17 protein-coding genes and 4 tRNA genes are annotated in these 14597 nt (G+C 50.1%); 13 read left to right on the forward strand and 8 right to left on the reverse strand.

Annotated elements, in window-relative coordinates:
- Nucleotides 1-164: 164 nt before the first annotated feature.
- Both NSB25_RS25565 and NSB25_RS25570 read left to right on the forward strand, forming a co-directional pair.
- Nucleotides 165-2162 carry a VirD4-like conjugal transfer protein, CD1115 family gene (locus NSB25_RS25565; protein WP_416385580.1) on the forward strand — a complete coding sequence of 666 codons (1998 nt, stop codon included), beginning with the start codon at nucleotides 165-167 and terminating at the stop codon, nucleotides 2160-2162.
- A gap of 71 nt (nucleotides 2163-2233) precedes the next feature.
- A complete protein-coding gene (locus NSB25_RS25570; protein ID WP_103242124.1) occupies nucleotides 2234-3820 on the forward strand; it encodes a S1 RNA-binding domain-containing protein in 1587 nt (528 codons plus the stop codon).
- Between the two features lie 96 nt (nucleotides 3821-3916).
- Here NSB25_RS25570 and NSB25_RS25575 read toward each other — a convergent pair whose 3' ends face one another.
- The gene (locus tag NSB25_RS25575) at nucleotides 3917-4417 is read right to left on the reverse strand and encodes a DUF4367 domain-containing protein (RefSeq protein ID WP_103242125.1); all 501 of its coding nucleotides are present in this window, start codon (nucleotides 4415-4417) and stop codon (nucleotides 3917-3919) included.
- Between the two features lie 166 nt (nucleotides 4418-4583).
- On the opposite strand from NSB25_RS25575, the gene NSB25_RS25580 reads away from it, so the two are divergent.
- The 5 genes from NSB25_RS25580 to NSB25_RS25600 all read left to right on the forward strand — a co-directional run bounded on the left by NSB25_RS25580 (nucleotide 4584) and on the right by NSB25_RS25600 (nucleotide 6301).
- Nucleotides 4584-4892 carry a helix-turn-helix domain-containing protein gene (locus NSB25_RS25580; RefSeq protein ID WP_103242126.1) on the forward strand — a complete coding sequence of 103 codons (309 nt, stop codon included), beginning with the start codon at nucleotides 4584-4586 and terminating at the stop codon, nucleotides 4890-4892.
- Between the two features lie 116 nt (nucleotides 4893-5008).
- Nucleotides 5009-5320, forward strand: coding sequence for a helix-turn-helix domain-containing protein (locus tag NSB25_RS25585; protein ID WP_103242127.1), 312 nt, complete (start codon nucleotides 5009-5011; stop codon nucleotides 5318-5320).
- A 119-nt stretch (nucleotides 5321-5439) separates the two neighbouring features.
- A complete protein-coding gene (locus tag NSB25_RS25590; RefSeq protein WP_103242128.1) occupies nucleotides 5440-5745 on the forward strand; it encodes a hypothetical protein in 306 nt (101 codons plus the stop codon).
- A 72-nt stretch (nucleotides 5746-5817) separates the two neighbouring features.
- The gene (locus NSB25_RS25595; protein ID WP_103242129.1) at nucleotides 5818-6108 is read left to right on the forward strand and encodes a hypothetical protein; all 291 of its coding nucleotides are present in this window, start codon (nucleotides 5818-5820) and stop codon (nucleotides 6106-6108) included.
- Nucleotide 6109: 1 nt separating this feature from the next.
- A complete protein-coding gene (locus tag NSB25_RS25600) occupies nucleotides 6110-6301 on the forward strand; it encodes a helix-turn-helix transcriptional regulator (protein ID WP_172455277.1) in 192 nt (63 codons plus the stop codon).
- A gap of 195 nt (nucleotides 6302-6496) precedes the next feature.
- Here the strand turns inward: NSB25_RS25600 and NSB25_RS25605 are convergent.
- The 7 genes from NSB25_RS25605 to NSB25_RS25635 form a co-directional block, all read right to left on the reverse strand.
- Nucleotides 6497-6579 (reverse strand) — tRNA-Tyr (locus NSB25_RS25605).
- 1 nt (nucleotide 6580) lies between these two features.
- Nucleotides 6581-6654: transfer RNA gene (locus NSB25_RS25610), tRNA-His, on the reverse strand.
- Nucleotides 6655-6656: 2 nt separating this feature from the next.
- Nucleotides 6657-6729: transfer RNA gene (locus tag NSB25_RS25615), tRNA-Glu, on the reverse strand.
- A gap of 4 nt (nucleotides 6730-6733) precedes the next feature.
- Nucleotides 6734-6806: transfer RNA gene (locus NSB25_RS25620), tRNA-Glu, on the reverse strand.
- Nucleotides 6807-6857: 51 nt separating this feature from the next.
- Entirely contained in the window at nucleotides 6858-7112 is a 255-nt protein-coding gene (locus NSB25_RS25625; protein ID WP_103242131.1) for a helix-turn-helix domain-containing protein, read from the reverse strand.
- 625 nt (nucleotides 7113-7737) lie between these two features.
- Complete coding sequence (locus NSB25_RS25630; protein ID WP_146040184.1) at nucleotides 7738-7932, reverse strand: helix-turn-helix domain-containing protein; 195 nt, start codon at nucleotides 7930-7932, stop codon at nucleotides 7738-7740.
- Nucleotides 7933-8251: 319 nt separating this feature from the next.
- The gene (locus NSB25_RS25635) at nucleotides 8252-9079 is read right to left on the reverse strand and encodes a hypothetical protein (RefSeq protein ID WP_257479331.1); all 828 of its coding nucleotides are present in this window, start codon (nucleotides 9077-9079) and stop codon (nucleotides 8252-8254) included.
- A gap of 355 nt (nucleotides 9080-9434) precedes the next feature.
- Here NSB25_RS25635 and NSB25_RS25640 point away from each other — a divergent pair, with 355 nt between their 5' ends.
- From NSB25_RS25640 to cpaB, 6 genes are all read left to right on the forward strand, one after another.
- Complete coding sequence (locus tag NSB25_RS25640; RefSeq protein WP_242982606.1) at nucleotides 9435-9947, forward strand: DUF4320 family protein; 513 nt, start codon at nucleotides 9435-9437, stop codon at nucleotides 9945-9947.
- Nucleotides 9948-9955: 8 nt separating this feature from the next.
- The gene (locus tag NSB25_RS25645; protein ID WP_172455278.1) at nucleotides 9956-10471 is read left to right on the forward strand and encodes a hypothetical protein; all 516 of its coding nucleotides are present in this window, start codon (nucleotides 9956-9958) and stop codon (nucleotides 10469-10471) included.
- Nucleotides 10472-10707: 236 nt separating this feature from the next.
- Nucleotides 10708-11277, forward strand: a complete 570-nt coding sequence (locus NSB25_RS25650; protein WP_103242134.1) for a DUF6550 family protein — start codon at nucleotides 10708-10710, stop codon at nucleotides 11275-11277.
- A gap of 207 nt (nucleotides 11278-11484) precedes the next feature.
- The gene (locus tag NSB25_RS25655) at nucleotides 11485-13182 is read left to right on the forward strand and encodes a DUF8193 domain-containing protein (protein ID WP_103242135.1); all 1698 of its coding nucleotides are present in this window, start codon (nucleotides 11485-11487) and stop codon (nucleotides 13180-13182) included.
- Complete coding sequence (locus NSB25_RS25660; protein WP_242982607.1) at nucleotides 13175-13645, forward strand: prepilin peptidase; 471 nt, start codon at nucleotides 13175-13177, stop codon at nucleotides 13643-13645. The genes NSB25_RS25655 and NSB25_RS25660 overlap by 8 nt, the downstream gene beginning before the upstream one ends.
- A 61-nt stretch (nucleotides 13646-13706) precedes the next feature.
- Nucleotides 13707-14579, forward strand: a complete 873-nt coding sequence (gene cpaB, locus NSB25_RS25665) for a Flp pilus assembly protein CpaB (RefSeq protein WP_103242137.1) — start codon at nucleotides 13707-13709, stop codon at nucleotides 14577-14579.
- The last annotated feature ends 18 nt before the right edge of the window (nucleotides 14580-14597 follow it).

Consider the following 14597-nt stretch of genomic DNA (forward strand, 5'->3'; position numbering starts at 1 on the left):
AGGGGCGCGAAGCGCCGCATTTTTTGACTGGTTTGTCAAGTGTTTTAGAGAAAAAAGTGGGTGATTTTTGAAAAATAGGTTCTGAAAGCACCATGAAATAAGGGCTGAAGATTCCGAGAAGTTATAAAATTTGAAAGGAGGTTTTTCCCATAGACAAGAAAAAAATACTGAAAGGGCTGGTCACTGCCCCCATCGCTATCCTTGCCGTCCTGTATGCAGGCGGCTACCTGGGGCAGTTCATCGGCAACTACGCCCTCTGGAAACAGGGGGGCGGCTACCCTGGGGATGGCACTTCTCCCCTGCCTCCCACTCCTTCCTTCTCCGTCTGTCTGCACGCAGCAGTCCGCCCGCCATACGGGATCTACGGCATTTTTATCTGTATCGGGCTTTTGGCGGTGCTGCTCCTTTTCGTCATGCGGATCGGGTACAGCGACACCGGGGAATATGACGGGGACCGGAACTTCACCTATTCCGCCAAAGGCACTTACGGCACGTCCGGCTGGATGAGCCGTAAGGAGATGTCCGGCGTCCTGGAACTGGTGGCCGACCTGCGCCGGTATCAGGGGATCGTCCTGGGCATGCTGGAGCGGAAGGCAGTCTGCGTGCCGGAGAAGACACGGCTCAACAGCAACCTGGCAGTCTACGGCGCCAGCGGCTCCATGAAGACACGCTCCTTCTGCATGAACCGTATTTTACAGGGGGTATCCCGCGGGGAATCCCTGGTCATCTGCGACCCGAAATCGGAACTGTACGAAAAGTCCAGCGAGTACCTGCGTGACAAGGGCTACACGGTCCGTGTGTTCAATCTGGTCAATCCGGAGAACTCGGATTCCTGGAACTGCCTTTGTGAAGTGGAAGGCCAGGAACTGATGGCACAGCTTTTTGTGGACGTCATCATCAAAAACACCACGGGCGGCGGCAAGGGAGACCATTTCTGGGATTCCGCTGAAATGAACCTGTTAAAAGCTCTGGTGCTGTATGTGGACAAGGGCTATCCCCCGGAGAACCGGAACATGGGCCAGGTGTACCAGCTCATCACTTTAAATTCGGAGACTGCACTGAACAGCCTGTTTGAAGTGCTGCCCATCAACCATCCGGCCAAGGCACCTTACAGCCTGTTCAAGCAGGCATCCGATTCCGTGCGCAGCGGCGTCATCATCGGCCTGGGGAGCCGCCTGCAGGTATTCCAGGCTGAACTGATCAAGAAGATCACTGCGCGGGATGAGATCGACCTGGAATTACTGGGCCAGAAGCCCTGCGCCTACTTCCTTGTGACCAGCGACCAGGACAGCACCTTTGACTTCCTGGCCTCCCTGTTCCTGTCCTTTGTGTTCATCAAGCTGGTGCGGTATGCGGACAAGAACTGCGAGGGCGGCCGGCTCCCCGTGCCCGTCCATGTCTTAGGGGAGGAACTGACCGCCTGCGGCACCATACCGGACCTTTCCCGGCGCCTGAGTGTGATCCGGTCCCGGAACATCTCCATGTCCTGCGTGTTCCAGAACCTTGCCGGGCTGCAGAACCGGTATCCCTTAAACCTGTGGCAGGAGATCTTAGGGAATTGTGACGTCCAGCTCTTTTTAGGGTGTACCGATCCCCTGACGGCGGAATTTGTCTCCTCCCGTACCGGCCTCGCAAGCGTGGCGGTCTCCAGCAAGTCCAAACAGTTAGGCACCTGGCGGATCTCAAACTATACGCCGGAATACCGGGAGACCAGCGGCGTGGGGAAACGCCCCGTGCTTACGCCGGATGAAGTGCTGCGCCTGCCCATTGACGAGGCGCTGGTCATCATCCGTGGCAAGAAGACCCTGAAGGTGGACAAGATGGATTATTCCAAACATCCGGAATATCCCCTGCTGCGCTCCTGCAAGGCATCCGCCCACATCCCGGAGTGGAGGCGCCTGGAGATGGAAGCTGCTGCCACACCGGAACCAGCGGTAAAGCCGGCACCACAAAAGACGGATGCAAAGCAGACATCAAAAGCAGCCGTAAAGCCTGCCACAAAAACAGGGGCAAAGCCTGCAGCAAAAGGAACGGTGAAAGCACCAGCCTCTGACGCACAGCAGAAAGCGCCTTCCCCTCCGGCATCCGGGTCAAAAAAATCTGCCCCTTCCGGCACGCCCGCCGGGATCGTATCTGCGGACAAAGATTCCATCATGTCCTGAAACGAAACTGCTATGGAACGGTCCGTTTTGGAGACTGTGAAATAGAATAACAACACTATGGAGGTAAACACATGGCAAGAAAAAAAGAACTTATGGAACTGGAAAACCCTTCTATGGAAGAAAACAATTCTTTGGACGGAACGGACACAGAAGCCGGGGCTTTCCACGGAGAGGGAGGCGGCACTCCTCCTGAAACTGACGGGGACGGCATGGACTTAAATGAACTGCTTGGCAGCATGGACCAGGAACCGGCTGCCGACCCGGACAGGACAGATGGGGAGCTCCCGGAACTGACAGAGGAAGAGATCTTCGGGGAAACACCGGAAAATCCCGATGGCGCCGGCACTGTGCATGGTGCCTCTGAAGAAAGCGATACCCCCGGTGAAGCACAGCCGGAATCGGCAGCCCCTCCTGAACCAAACAGTGCCGCTGCAAAGACCAGACGCACCACCCGCAGGAAAAAAGAAGAACCCTCTACAGAAACTGACGGGGAAACGCAGCGGCCAGAAGCAGAGATGCCGGAGAGCATGGAAGCTGTACCTGACAACGTGCCCGATCCCCTGTCTGCTGCTGTCTATAAAAACGGGCTGGCGGATGAGACGGATGGCACCATTCCGCAGGAAGAAACGGAACCCGCTGGAACCGGGCCGGAAGATACGCCTTTACCCTCCGCTGAAGACACAGCCGGAACCGCGTCTCCCCCTGCTGCATCCTCTTCCCGCCGTACCGCTGCCAGAGGCAGAAAAGAAGATGCCCCTGTACTGACACTGGAGGTACGTGGGGAAGTGGAAACGGAAGAATCCCGTGACGATGCCATCTGGCATGAGATCCACAATGCTTACCGTACCCGGCGCATCCTTACCGGGCAGCTTGGCGGGATCGAACAGACGGACAATGGAAAGACCATCACCATTGTAGACTATAAAGGCTTCCGGATTGTGATCCCCTTAAAAGAGATGATGATCAACGTGGGCCGCAGCCCTTCCGGACAGGAATATGCGGAGTTCATGCTGCGCCAGAACAAGATCCTCGGCAATATGCTGAGCGCAGAGATTGACTTCATCGTAAAAGGGATTGATTCCAAAACCCGCAGCGTGGTCGCCAGCCGGAAGGAAGCCATGCTCCGGAAACGGCAGACCTTCTATCTGGATACAGATGCAGCAGGCATGTACCGCATTTACGAAGGCCGCATTGCCCAAGCCCGTGTGATCGCCGTGGCAGAGAAGGTCATCCGGGTAGAGGTGTTCGGTGTGGAATGTTCCATCATGGCCCGTGACCTGGCCTGGGAATGGATCGGGGATGCCCACGAACGCTTTTCCGTGGGAGACCAGGTGCTTGTACGCATCCTGAACGTGCGCCGTGACAGCCTGGAAGATATGGGTATCAAAGCGGACATCAAGAGCGTGTCCCAAAACACCAGCCATGACAACCTGAAAAAATGCCGCATCCAGAGCAAGTATGCCGGCAAGGTCACGGATGTACATAAGGGCGTGGTCTATATCCGCCTGTCTAACGGAGTGAACGCTGTGGCCCACTCCTGCTACGACTACCGGACTCCCGGCAAGAAGGATGATGTGAGCTTTGCCGTCACCCGGATTGATGAAGAACGGGGCGTGGCTGTGGGGATCATTACCCGGATCATCCGGCAGAATCTGTGATATATCCATAGACATAGTATAAAACATATGGAGCTGGAACTCTGATTGTTGCAGCTCCATATGCTTCTGATTTTATATCATTACAGATACTCCCTGCTAATCCCTCTCCTTTGCACTTTCCGCCATTTTGATAATCTCTGAATCCTGAATTTCCGCAGGCTCATATTCCAAAACATAACTGACTTCGGGGGAATAAGTCCAACAAAGATACGCCAGTTCCCCTTTTTTATAGAGCGCCGCCGGCCATTCCTGGATTTTCATTTCTTCACAGCTGTCCATAAATTGCACCGGAAATAAAACACCAAAAGCAACTGTATTGAGTCCTGTTATTTCAGAAGCATCTTGTTCATAATAATCAGTTTTTAATATATGATAATAAATTTTAGTGTCAGCATCCTCATCCCCATATGTAAGTGTGGCGGCAAGCGTAGTTACCGACTGCTTTTTATACTGGTCGCCTAATGCATCTTCTACTTTTAAAATGTCCTCTTCAAGTGTGCTTTTTTTATTTGGGTTCCTGTATATCAATACTCCTGCTGTTGCTGTACAGATCACTGTCAAACAGGCTAAAATCCCCATGGTTTTCTTTTTCAGCATACATATAACCCCCTCTTGCTTTTTATAAACTGGCAGTCAAATCACTGCGATTGCCACATTTCTATATAGTTGTATTTATCGTATAAATTATACGATATAAATGATTAAAATACAACGATTTATCAAAGTATAATTTACGAAATACAAAAGTAATGAGGCGGATATAATGAAAACTGTGCTTTCTACTATAACAGCATACAGGGAAGAAAGAGGCTGGACAGAATACCAGCTTGCAGAGCGTTCCGGTCTGCCCCAGACTACGATATCCTCCTGGTACTGTAAAAATGTGGTTCCAACCATACCTTCCCTGGAAAAAATCTGTACCGCATTTGACATTACACTTTCCCAGCTGTTTTCCTATGGTGATGAGCCTGTTCTGCTGACAGAATCCCAACAGGAGCTGCTGAAACGTTGGGCAGGATTGAGCAGCGAGCAGCAGGCACTTATTTTTTCCCTGATTGATCATATGAAATAGTATAACCACCCTCTTTAATTGTAATAATCGTTAAAATTATATGATTCAAATGATTAAATTGCAACGATTTATCAAAGTATAATTTACGATATATAAAAGCAAAGGAGTGAATTCATTTGGAAGATATTCTTGCGACCATAACTGCATACAGACAGGAAAGAGGATGGACAGAATATCAGCTTGCGGAGCATTCCGGCCTTCCCCAATCCACCATCTCCTCCTGGTATCGGAAAAATATGGTCCCAACCATTCCTTCTTTAAAGAAAATCTGTCTGGCTTTTGGAATCACACTCTCTCAATTATTATCTGAAGGAGATGCACTGGTTTCCCTGACAGAAGATCAAAGAAAACTGCTGGAACGCTGGGCAAGGCTAAATAAAGACCAGCAGGAGGTCATCTTTGCTTTAATTGACAAAATGCAGGTATAAAGGAACGGGTACGAATCTGTTAGAGAAGGACAATTTTGTTTTAAAAAACAAATTGTTCCTCTCCATAGCTTACCCCACAGACAGTCAGTGACACCCCATGAGAAAATCAGAAAAAGCAGATGAGTATAAAAAACCTTGCCGATTTTCAGCTTCCATATCTGAAAACCAGCAAGGTTCTCTTTTTGATATTGCAAACAGCTGCTATGAGCCATTCAATCGAATTCCGGTTTTTATCGGATGACCGCCATGCTGCTAAGCCCTGGCAAACGGAGGCACAGGATAACACGCCACCCACCGCCCAAACCGCCCATACAGCCCGTGAGGGCGACGCAGACGGGAACGGGGGGAATTTTACAAGGATAACGGGCATTGCATCTACTCTTATCAAATTAAAATGTCAAAAACTCTTGACATTTCTTCTCTGACTTGATATTATAAAAATGTCAAAAGTATTTGACATTTCAAAGCCGATTTAATATTGAAAGGAGTAAGGTATTATGCCAGTAGGTGCAGGAATTTTTTTAGGAATTGTTTTATTTGTGTTTACCTCATTGGATATATTCATGTTGGTATCACTCTTAAAACCGGGCGATGAACGCAATCAAGTTATTGTATGGAAAGCAAGTTCTTTTACTTTGCTTGCAATGGTGGGCGCAAACATTTTAGACGTTATTGAAAATTTTGTAAGAGCACAGCCCATGTCACAAAACCCTTTTATTCAACTGGAGGTTGCCGCCATTGTTTATTTTGTAGCCCTTATGTTTTATAAAAAAAGGCATGGTGGTTGATATGGAAAATACCATCAGAAACAGACGAAAAGAGTTAGGGCTATCTCAAGAGGAATTAGTGAGAAAATGCGGTGTTTCCAGACAGACTGTAAATGCAATCGAAAACAACAAGTATGACCCTACATTAGCATTAGCGTTTAGCCTTGCAAAAGAATTGTGTGTTACTGTTGATGAACTTTTTATACCGTCTTAATTCGTGAGAAAACAATAACTAAATAACTACTACTTTCACAGTAGCACCACCAAGCAGGAAATCCCAAAATGGACTTCCTGCTTTTCTTATGTTTGGGTAGGGGCTTTTCGGCGGCTATCCGGGGGACATCCGCTTTGCGACGACCGAAGTGGAACGGAGAGGCACCATAGACCTCTCGGACACGCAAACGGAAAGTGGATGGGGCAGGACTCGAACCTGCGGTGTTTCTTTGTGACGGATTTACAGTCCGCTGCCCTCGCCACTAGGCATACCCATCCATGGGGTGACCAGGGGGAATCGAACCCCCATAAGCAGAGCCACAATCTGCCGGACTACAATTGTCCTATAGCCACAGTAGCTCCTGCGGGACTCGAACCCATCATCTCCGGCTTGAGAGGCCGGCGTCCTGACCTTTAGACTAAGGAGCCATAATGATCCCCATGGGACTTGAACCCAATACCTCCGGCTTGAAAGGCCGGTGTCCTGACCTTTAGACCAGGGGACCTTACTGCAGGCATTTTCAGCCTGCTAATCAATCATTCTTTTTCTTTTCTATTCATGCGCCAATCTGCATCTGAGTCGCTGCATCTATGACCAGAATATCATCCAGGCGTACCTGAAGAACTGCAGCTAACACTACCAGATTATCTATGGTTGGCAGAGCTACGCCCTGCTGCCACTTGTATATGGCCTGCGGTGTGGCAAAACCAAAAATATCCTGCAAATCCTTTACGGACAATCCTGCCTGCTTCCGCAGTCTGTTGATATTCTGTCCTGTTCCTGTCATATCTATGGTTGGCAGATTCACCATGTCTTTCACCTCCTGTTATCAAAATTCAATACCCAGGCGGTCATACTCCATATGGGGTGCTGTGGTCCAGTGGACCACGTCCAGCACGGACCGGAACGAAGTGTAGACCTCGGACCCATGGCCACTCGATTAAAAGTCGAGTGCTCTCCCATCTGAGCTAATGGAGCATAAAAAATACCGCCAATCTTGTAAAGATTTTCTCATACAAGATAAGCGGTACATAAATCCATGTTCTATTCCTGTCAGGCATCCGTACAAAATCTGCCGTCCAGGTATCACACAGTTTTTCGCCTTTTCCTTACCTTACATGAGCGCATCTTAACCAGACTCTGTTCTTTTTCTTTACTGAACAGTGCCTCATAATGTTCGCTATGCAGATAATATGCGAAAGCCTTCGCAGCGAAATTAACTGTTGCCATGATCTTTTCCTTTCTGGACTCATTCGGTCCGCTTTTTTCTTAACTGTAATTACTATAACACCAATTCACGAATTTGTCATTATACCAATAATATAATTTGTGGTTAATCACTCTCTGACAAAAACTATCATATTAAAAGTCAAAAAATCCAAAACCACATTTTATAGGCGGTTTCAGATTTTTATAATCAAATAGTCACAATTCTGTTAAACCTTGGCAAATCCAAGCCACTGTTCTACGGTCTCTACAGTGACCTGACATGCCTTTGCAATATCCTGTAGAGAAATCCCCATTTCATGCAGTCTTTGAGCTGTTCCTATTTTGGCTTTTTCGAATGCTTCCTTTTCCCTACTTTCCACATAAGTCTTTAAAATATATTCCTCATTAAACAATGTCATCATAATATCCACAACCTCCTTTTCACGCCCTGACAGATACTCGCTCAGTACATTCTGATCCTTGCAGATACGAATCGTTTCCAGAACCGCTTCTCTGGTCCTTCCATGCAGTTTCACCTGTTCATTATATATCTTTGTAATTGTTCAAATAAAATTGAGGTACATAATGCTGTCTTTTAGTCATTTGATTGTTCATATTGATAATTTAACTTTTTGTCCTATTCAACAAAAATGTGGAACAATCCATAAAATTTAGAAGTTCCACATTTAACCCTTAAATATTTTTACTTTATCAGCTTTTCTTCAAAGTCTGCATAATATTTTAGACACCAACAAGTCCAATCCATTGCTCCACTTCTTTCACAGAAACATCAAGAGTATCTGCAATATCCTCTATGGAATTTCCTTTTTTGTACAATTTCTGTGCTGTTCCAATTTTTGTTTTCTCAGATGCTTCCTTTTCCCTACTTTCCACATAAGTCTTTAAAATATATTCCTCATTAAACAATGTCATCATAATATCCACAACCTCCTTTTCACGCCCTGACAGATACTCGCTCAGTACATTCTGATCCTTGCAGATACGAATCGTTTCCAGAACCGCTTCTCTGGTCCTTCCATGCAGCTTCACCTGTTCATTATATATCTTTGTAAAGGTCACATACTGATTTATGATATCTCCCTCTTTTCCATCATAGATCATTTTGACCTTAACATCAAGCACACTGTCATCCCCGTCAAAAAACTCTTTTGACAGATACAGATATTCCGGCTTCGTCTTCCTACTTCCAGTGAATATGACGTACATCTCCGGCTTTGGAAGCTCCAGTTTTTTGCTCCCATATACATTCTGTTTTGTGCTCTCAAAATACTCCTGATAAGTCTGGGCAAGATATAACAGACAGCGTACCACGATATTGATGCTCCAGCTCGATTGCTGCTCTACCAGAATGACGATCTTTTCCCCAATCTGAAAACCCACATCATTATAATACTGGTCCAGCAGTACATTTGTGATCGTCACATTTTTGATGCTGTCTTCCGTTGCCTCATGGTCTTCCGGATGCAGCGCCTGATATAGCTGCAGAAGATATTTCGGCTCCCGGAAGAGTGAAGTGAACACGCTGTCCTTTGCGGTATATTTTGCCACCTGTTCCGGCCTCTTTTCAGCATCAGATGATATAGTTTTTACTTCCTGATCCATTCTATGCAGACACCTCTATCCTATTGTTTCCATTTTTGTCTATCCTATTTGCAACACAGTCTTTCTTATTTCCCATCTTACCATAAAAATAAGAAAATTACAATTTGCTTTCCTGCTGACAACAGCGGCAACAATCATTAGCATCTTCAAATTGGCACATCATCGGCACAACATTGGCACGGTTCTGCTCTTTCCCCGTAAAGGCATCCATGCTATACTTGGTACAGTCAAAAATATGTAAAGCAGCCGTTTTCCATTCCGGGAGACGGCTGTTTTCGTCAGAAAGGCGGTGGTTTTACTATTGTTGGAAACAATTCCCAGCACAATGTCCAAAACAGCCGGCAGGGCATCCCCCCACAAGGGCAGGCCCGGCAGGAACCCGGCGGCCATACTGAAAAGCGAGAATGGAGATGTAAACTATTTCAGTACGGTGGTATTTATCTTTATCGCGGTGCTCCTGATGGCATTCATCCTGGACCTGTTCAGCATCATCTCCACCAAGCAGGAGCTGGACCACTGTGCAGACCAGATGGTGAAACAGATCCAGCTCTCAGGAGGCATTAACGGAGAGACAGACCAGCTTTTTCACTTCCTCTGTTCCCAGATCGAAGGGGCCGAGAACATCTCCTACTCCATTGACGCCTCCTATAAGTCGCCTACCCCGTCCGGCATGAGCCGGGCCATCCAGCTTGGCACCCCCTTCTACATCACCATCACGGGCAGGGCAAAACTGGGAGGCTTCTGGAACTTCAACCTGGTGAACATCACGGTTGTCTCCAGGGGCGCAGGCGTCAGTGAGCATTACTGGAAGTGAGGTGGCGTATGAAGAATCCGTGCCAGCGTATGAAAGGCAATGCAGGCAGGAATCCCCTCCGGAATGACCGTGGGGATATTTCTATCTTTACCTGTTTTTTTGTAGTAGGGATCGTGATGCTGGTCTCCTTCCTGCTGCTGTATGCCTCCATCCGTATCACCTGCATCAACATCCGTAATGGCGCAAAGATGGAGCTGAACAATTTAAGCGCCAGCATCTATGCGGATACCTACCGTTCCCAGAGGGAGACCAACTTCAGCGAATACTTAAATACCCTCTATTCCAGCGGGGACTATACCGCCATGCTGGAGGACATGGTGACAGACGGGCTCGCCAGCAAGATCCCCCTTTCCACGGATGACTACCGGGTAAGGGATATCCGTCTTGCGTTCCATGTAACAGGCGACCGGGTGGAATACGTCTTCACCTGCAGCGTGGAGTTCTATGTCTACATGTTCGGCCACTCCTACCCCGCCATCACCCGGCCCGTGGAGCTGACCGGTTACCACAACACGAAATTTTAGTCTGCCGGACAACAGGCAGCAGTTAACTATGAAAGGAGCTTACCTCTTATGAAGAAACTGTTTACATCCAAAAAATTCATCCTCACTACCCTTATCACGGCTTTTGCCGGTTTTCTGGCCTTGCGTTTTATCGGACACCGCAGGGCGGAAAGTAAAAATTTCTGATCATCTGTTGAAAAGCCCTGACCTAAAAGCGTATAGGTTATATATAAAGGAAAAAAGGAGATGACTGCTACATGAAGAAATTTTTGAAATCCAAAGGCTTTCTTGTCACTGCCCTTTCCATTTCCTGCATCGCCATCCTCGCCGTCTGCTGGTTTGTGGGGCGGGACACAAAAACCGCCTTTCTGCCGGACGAGCCATCGCCGGACGCCGTCCAGGAGGAATGGACGGATACCCCGGATACTGCGGGGAGTTCCTGGGAGCATGCAGACAGCGGGATTCCCAGCCAGAGCAGTACGGAAGAAAAACTGGAAGATTACCCAAAGGTGGCAGAGGAATCGGATCAGGAAGTTGTAGTTGACTTTGTTCCCACAGAAACAAAGGAGGAAACGCCGCCTCCGCCCCCGGAGGGCAAGACCGTCATCACGGACCCCGGTGAGAGCCATCCTGTGAACCCTGCCCCGGAAACAGCCCCTTCTTCCACAGATACGGGAAAGGACAGTACGCCTCCTGCCGGCACCACCAATGAAAACGGAGCTGTATACGATCCCGTTTTTGGATGGGTTGTCCCCGGACAGGTCAACCAGACCACCGTGGATTCCAGCGGAGATCCTAACAAGATGGTTGGGAACATGGGTAACTGACAATCCATCCAGGATAGATTCCCCAAATATGTCCTACAGGGATTACCGGAAAGAGTCCCCCCTGCCCGTCACTGGCAGCCACATACACAACTGAATATGGAAACCGGAAAACCGCCATTCAGGCGGTTTTCTTTTATGCACCAGCACACAGAAAACACACCAGCGACAGGTTTTCTGCATTTTAAAAAGATTGGAGTGTGATATTGTTTGAAACGCTTTTATGCCCTCCTCTGTGCCGCCGCCCTCCTGCTCTGCCTGTGTCCTGCAAAGGCTTTCGCTTCCGGGCAGGGCAACCTTGACGGCGGCGGCGGGAACATGAACCAGGGCACCTCCACCAACTTCTGGTCTCCCGGCAACGATGGCGTCCGGGTGACGGTGGTGGATGCCCAGTCCGGCTCCGCCGTGAGCACGCCGGTGGATTTCTCCAACCGCAGCCAGTCCTCCACGATGCTCCACTTTGGCAAAGTGAACAAGATCCAGTACCGGGACGGGGCTTCTCTCTCCTTACAGTCCGGCGTTCCCTATAACTGCCTGCAGCCCGCCTATTCCATGCCGGCCATCATCAACAGCAACAGCCGGCCCGCTTCCATTGAAGCCATCAAGCGCTATTTCTGTTCGGAATACGCCTGCATGATGGTAGCCGATGCCACAGGTGTCAGCTACGAAAACATGCTGGCAGGACAGTATAAGATCCTGCTGGAGCCCATTGCCTATGTGACCTTCAATGGGACAAAATACGCTTTCACGGCAACGGAAGCCGCACTCTATGACCAGCTTTCCGGTGGTTCCCTGCGGAGTAAGCTGCCCTCGGTAGCCTTCCAGAACCTCCCGCTTGCCCTGTTTCTGGAGTACAGCGACTTAGGCTTTCCTGCCTGGACCGGAGGCAGACGCGGGATACAGTCCAACGGGGATATCATCAGCTCCCTTGGGGTCGGCATTGTCTGGTTCGAGGAGACCGAAGAACCGGGCGGGGAGATCGAGGCCCCGGATGTGGAATACCGGGTGGATACGGATGTGATCACTGCCATCCGCCTGCGGACAGGCGGGCGCCTGACCCCGGACAATCCGGCAACGGTCACCTTCCATATCATGGGCAGGAGCTACACGGTCCGGAACATCGTCATACCGGCAAATGATTCCCAGCTGGTATGGGTGAAATGGCATACGCCCAGCACGCCCCAGACCATCACGATCACGGTATCGTTAAGCAGAGGGTTTACAGCTCAAGATACCTTCGTGGCGAAGATCGTGGACCTGAATGAAAAGATACCGCCCGATCCCCTGGCAACAGATGTAAATCCCGGCTATTCTGTTCCGGCCCTCCCCTCCAATCCGCAGAAGCTCAGCGCAAACTGGGGTGTATGGAGCTGTTACTGGGTTCCTGACTGGCAGTGGTGCAGCCACGGGGAAGATGACGGCCACTGGGTAGACCGGGGCGACTGGGAGTATGACTATACCAGTTACTCCGCCTCTTTAAGCGGCACCATGACCTTAATGCCGGACGATATTGTACCAACAGCTAACGGCAAGGACATGAAGAGCGGATATGGCGTGAAAACGGAAGTGCGGGCTGTACTGTCCACAAACTCACCGGACGGGCACCACAGCAACCCCCAGACTGTTTTTTCTGTATTCCCGGAATTCCAGTATAAGACTTACCTGCGGCTCCTGCAGCGCGTCTCCAGCGGGCGCAGCGCAAGGTTCACCTTCCAGCCCAACGAGTTCTCCACCTACGGGCGCACCGTGCATTTCACACCCGTATGGTTCCCGGACAGCACAAGCTATGTGGTATATACCCAGGTATGGGACGCATGGACGCCGGACGGGATGCTCTCGGTCAATCTGGATGACTACATCACCATCCACCAGAGCGTGTTTGACGACTGGTATACCAACCGTGAATAGAAGCCCGCTTTTCCTTTATGAACTGCTGGCCTCTGCGTGCATCGCTGGATTTGCCGCATATGACCTGAAAAAGAGACGGGTGCCCGACCGGGCGCTCCTGCTCTTCCTCCCCTTTGCGCTTATGGCGCCCCTGATCCGTACCAGGCCGTCCTGGTCCGGCTCCCTGCTTCTGTACCGGTCCCTCTGTTCCCTTGCCGGGGCAGCAGCCGGATTTCTGATCTTACTGGCTGCCGCAATGGGCTCAAAAGAGGGCGCCGGCATCGGGGGCGGGGATATCAAGCTGGCCGGGATCATGGGCTTTATCTATGGCCCCTCCCGTATGCTGGCCGTCCTGCTCATTGCCTCCGGCCTTGCGGCCTGTATCTCCCTGGCAGCAGGACGGAAAAAGGGGATGCTTTCCCTTCCCTTTGTGCCGTTCCTGATGGCCGGGAGCCTGGCCGTCACTTTAACTGCAATCCAATGACCGCATCTGCCATCCCTGACAGACAGATGCCACACTTTAAACGACAGGAGTGAAATCAACCATGAAACTGAATAACCGCTTTATCTTCGGCCTGCTCAGCATCCTGCTGGCAGCCGTGATCGCCTTTGTCGCCCTGCCCACCATTGCGAAGCAGACCAACGGCAAGACAGAGATCATCCGGGTCACAAAACCCGTGCTGAAAGGGGAACAGCTCTCGGCAGACAATACGGAGACCGTAGAGGTTGGAAGCTACAACCTTCCCCCCAATATCGCCCACTCCCTTGAGGATGTGAAAGGCCTCTATGCCACGGCAGACTTATCCCAGGGGGATTATATCCTGACCTCCAAGACCAGCACCGTCCCGGTATCCTCGGACGTGGCCTTAAACAGCATCCCCTCCGGGAAGGTGGCCATCTCCCTGACTGTGAAAACGCTGGCTTCCGGCCTGTCCGACAAGCTGCAGCCGGGTGACATCATCCGGGTATACCATTTCCTGGATGCGGCGGTGGAAGTCCCGGAGCTGCGTTTTGTCCGGGTGCTTTCCGTCACGGATGCCAAAGGCGTCAACGTGGACAACACCAAGGAGCCGGTGGAGGATGAAGAGAAACAGCAGTCCGCCACCATCACGGTGCTTGCAAGCCCGGAACAGGCACGGGTCATCACTTCCCTGGAAAATGACGGGGTGGCCCATGTAGCCCTGATCTCCCGGAACAATGAAAAACTGGCGGAGGAACTTCTGGCAGAGCAGGATGTGATCCTGCAGGAGATCTACTTCCCGGAGCCTTCTGATGAAGAAACAGAAGAACTGGCCGGGGAAGGGGAAACAGAAAATCCGGAATCGGACGATACAGGGGAAACCGGGGAAGGCTCCGCCTCTTCGGAAGAAAAAGAGTCTACAGAAGAAACCGGAAACAAGGAAGAAAACAAGACCTGACCAAAGGCAGAAAGGAGG

Source organism: Acetatifactor muris (genome assembly GCF_024623325.1).
Classification (GTDB): Bacteria; Bacillota; Clostridia; order Lachnospirales; family Lachnospiraceae; genus Acetatifactor; species Acetatifactor muris.

Bases quoted from the DNA above. Each gene is read 5' to 3' on its own strand.
- NSB25_RS25570 (WP_103242124.1), top strand. From the start codon at position 2,234: ATGGCAAGAAAAAAAGAACTTATGGAACTGGAAAACCCTTCTATGGAA.
- NSB25_RS25575 (WP_103242125.1), bottom strand. From the start codon at position 4,417: ATGCTGAAAAAGAAAACCATGGGGATTTTAGCCTGTTTGACAGTGATC.
- NSB25_RS25580 (WP_103242126.1), top strand. From the start codon at position 4,584: ATGAAAACTGTGCTTTCTACTATAACAGCATACAGGGAAGAAAGAGGC.
- NSB25_RS25590 (WP_103242128.1), top strand. From the start codon at position 5,440: ATGAGTATAAAAAACCTTGCCGATTTTCAGCTTCCATATCTGAAAACC.
- NSB25_RS25595 (WP_103242129.1), top strand. From the start codon at position 5,818: ATGCCAGTAGGTGCAGGAATTTTTTTAGGAATTGTTTTATTTGTGTTT.
- NSB25_RS25600 (WP_172455277.1), top strand. From the start codon at position 6,110: ATGGAAAATACCATCAGAAACAGACGAAAAGAGTTAGGGCTATCTCAA.
- NSB25_RS25625 (WP_103242131.1), bottom strand. From the start codon at position 7,112: ATGGTGAATCTGCCAACCATAGATATGACAGGAACAGGACAGAATATC.
- NSB25_RS25630 (WP_146040184.1), bottom strand. From the start codon at position 7,932: ATGATGACATTGTTTAATGAGGAATATATTTTAAAGACTTATGTGGAA.
- NSB25_RS25645 (WP_172455278.1), top strand. From the start codon at position 9,956: ATGAAGAATCCGTGCCAGCGTATGAAAGGCAATGCAGGCAGGAATCCC.
- NSB25_RS25650 (WP_103242134.1), top strand. From the start codon at position 10,708: ATGAAGAAATTTTTGAAATCCAAAGGCTTTCTTGTCACTGCCCTTTCC.
- cpaB (WP_103242137.1), top strand. From the start codon at position 13,707: ATGAAACTGAATAACCGCTTTATCTTCGGCCTGCTCAGCATCCTGCTG.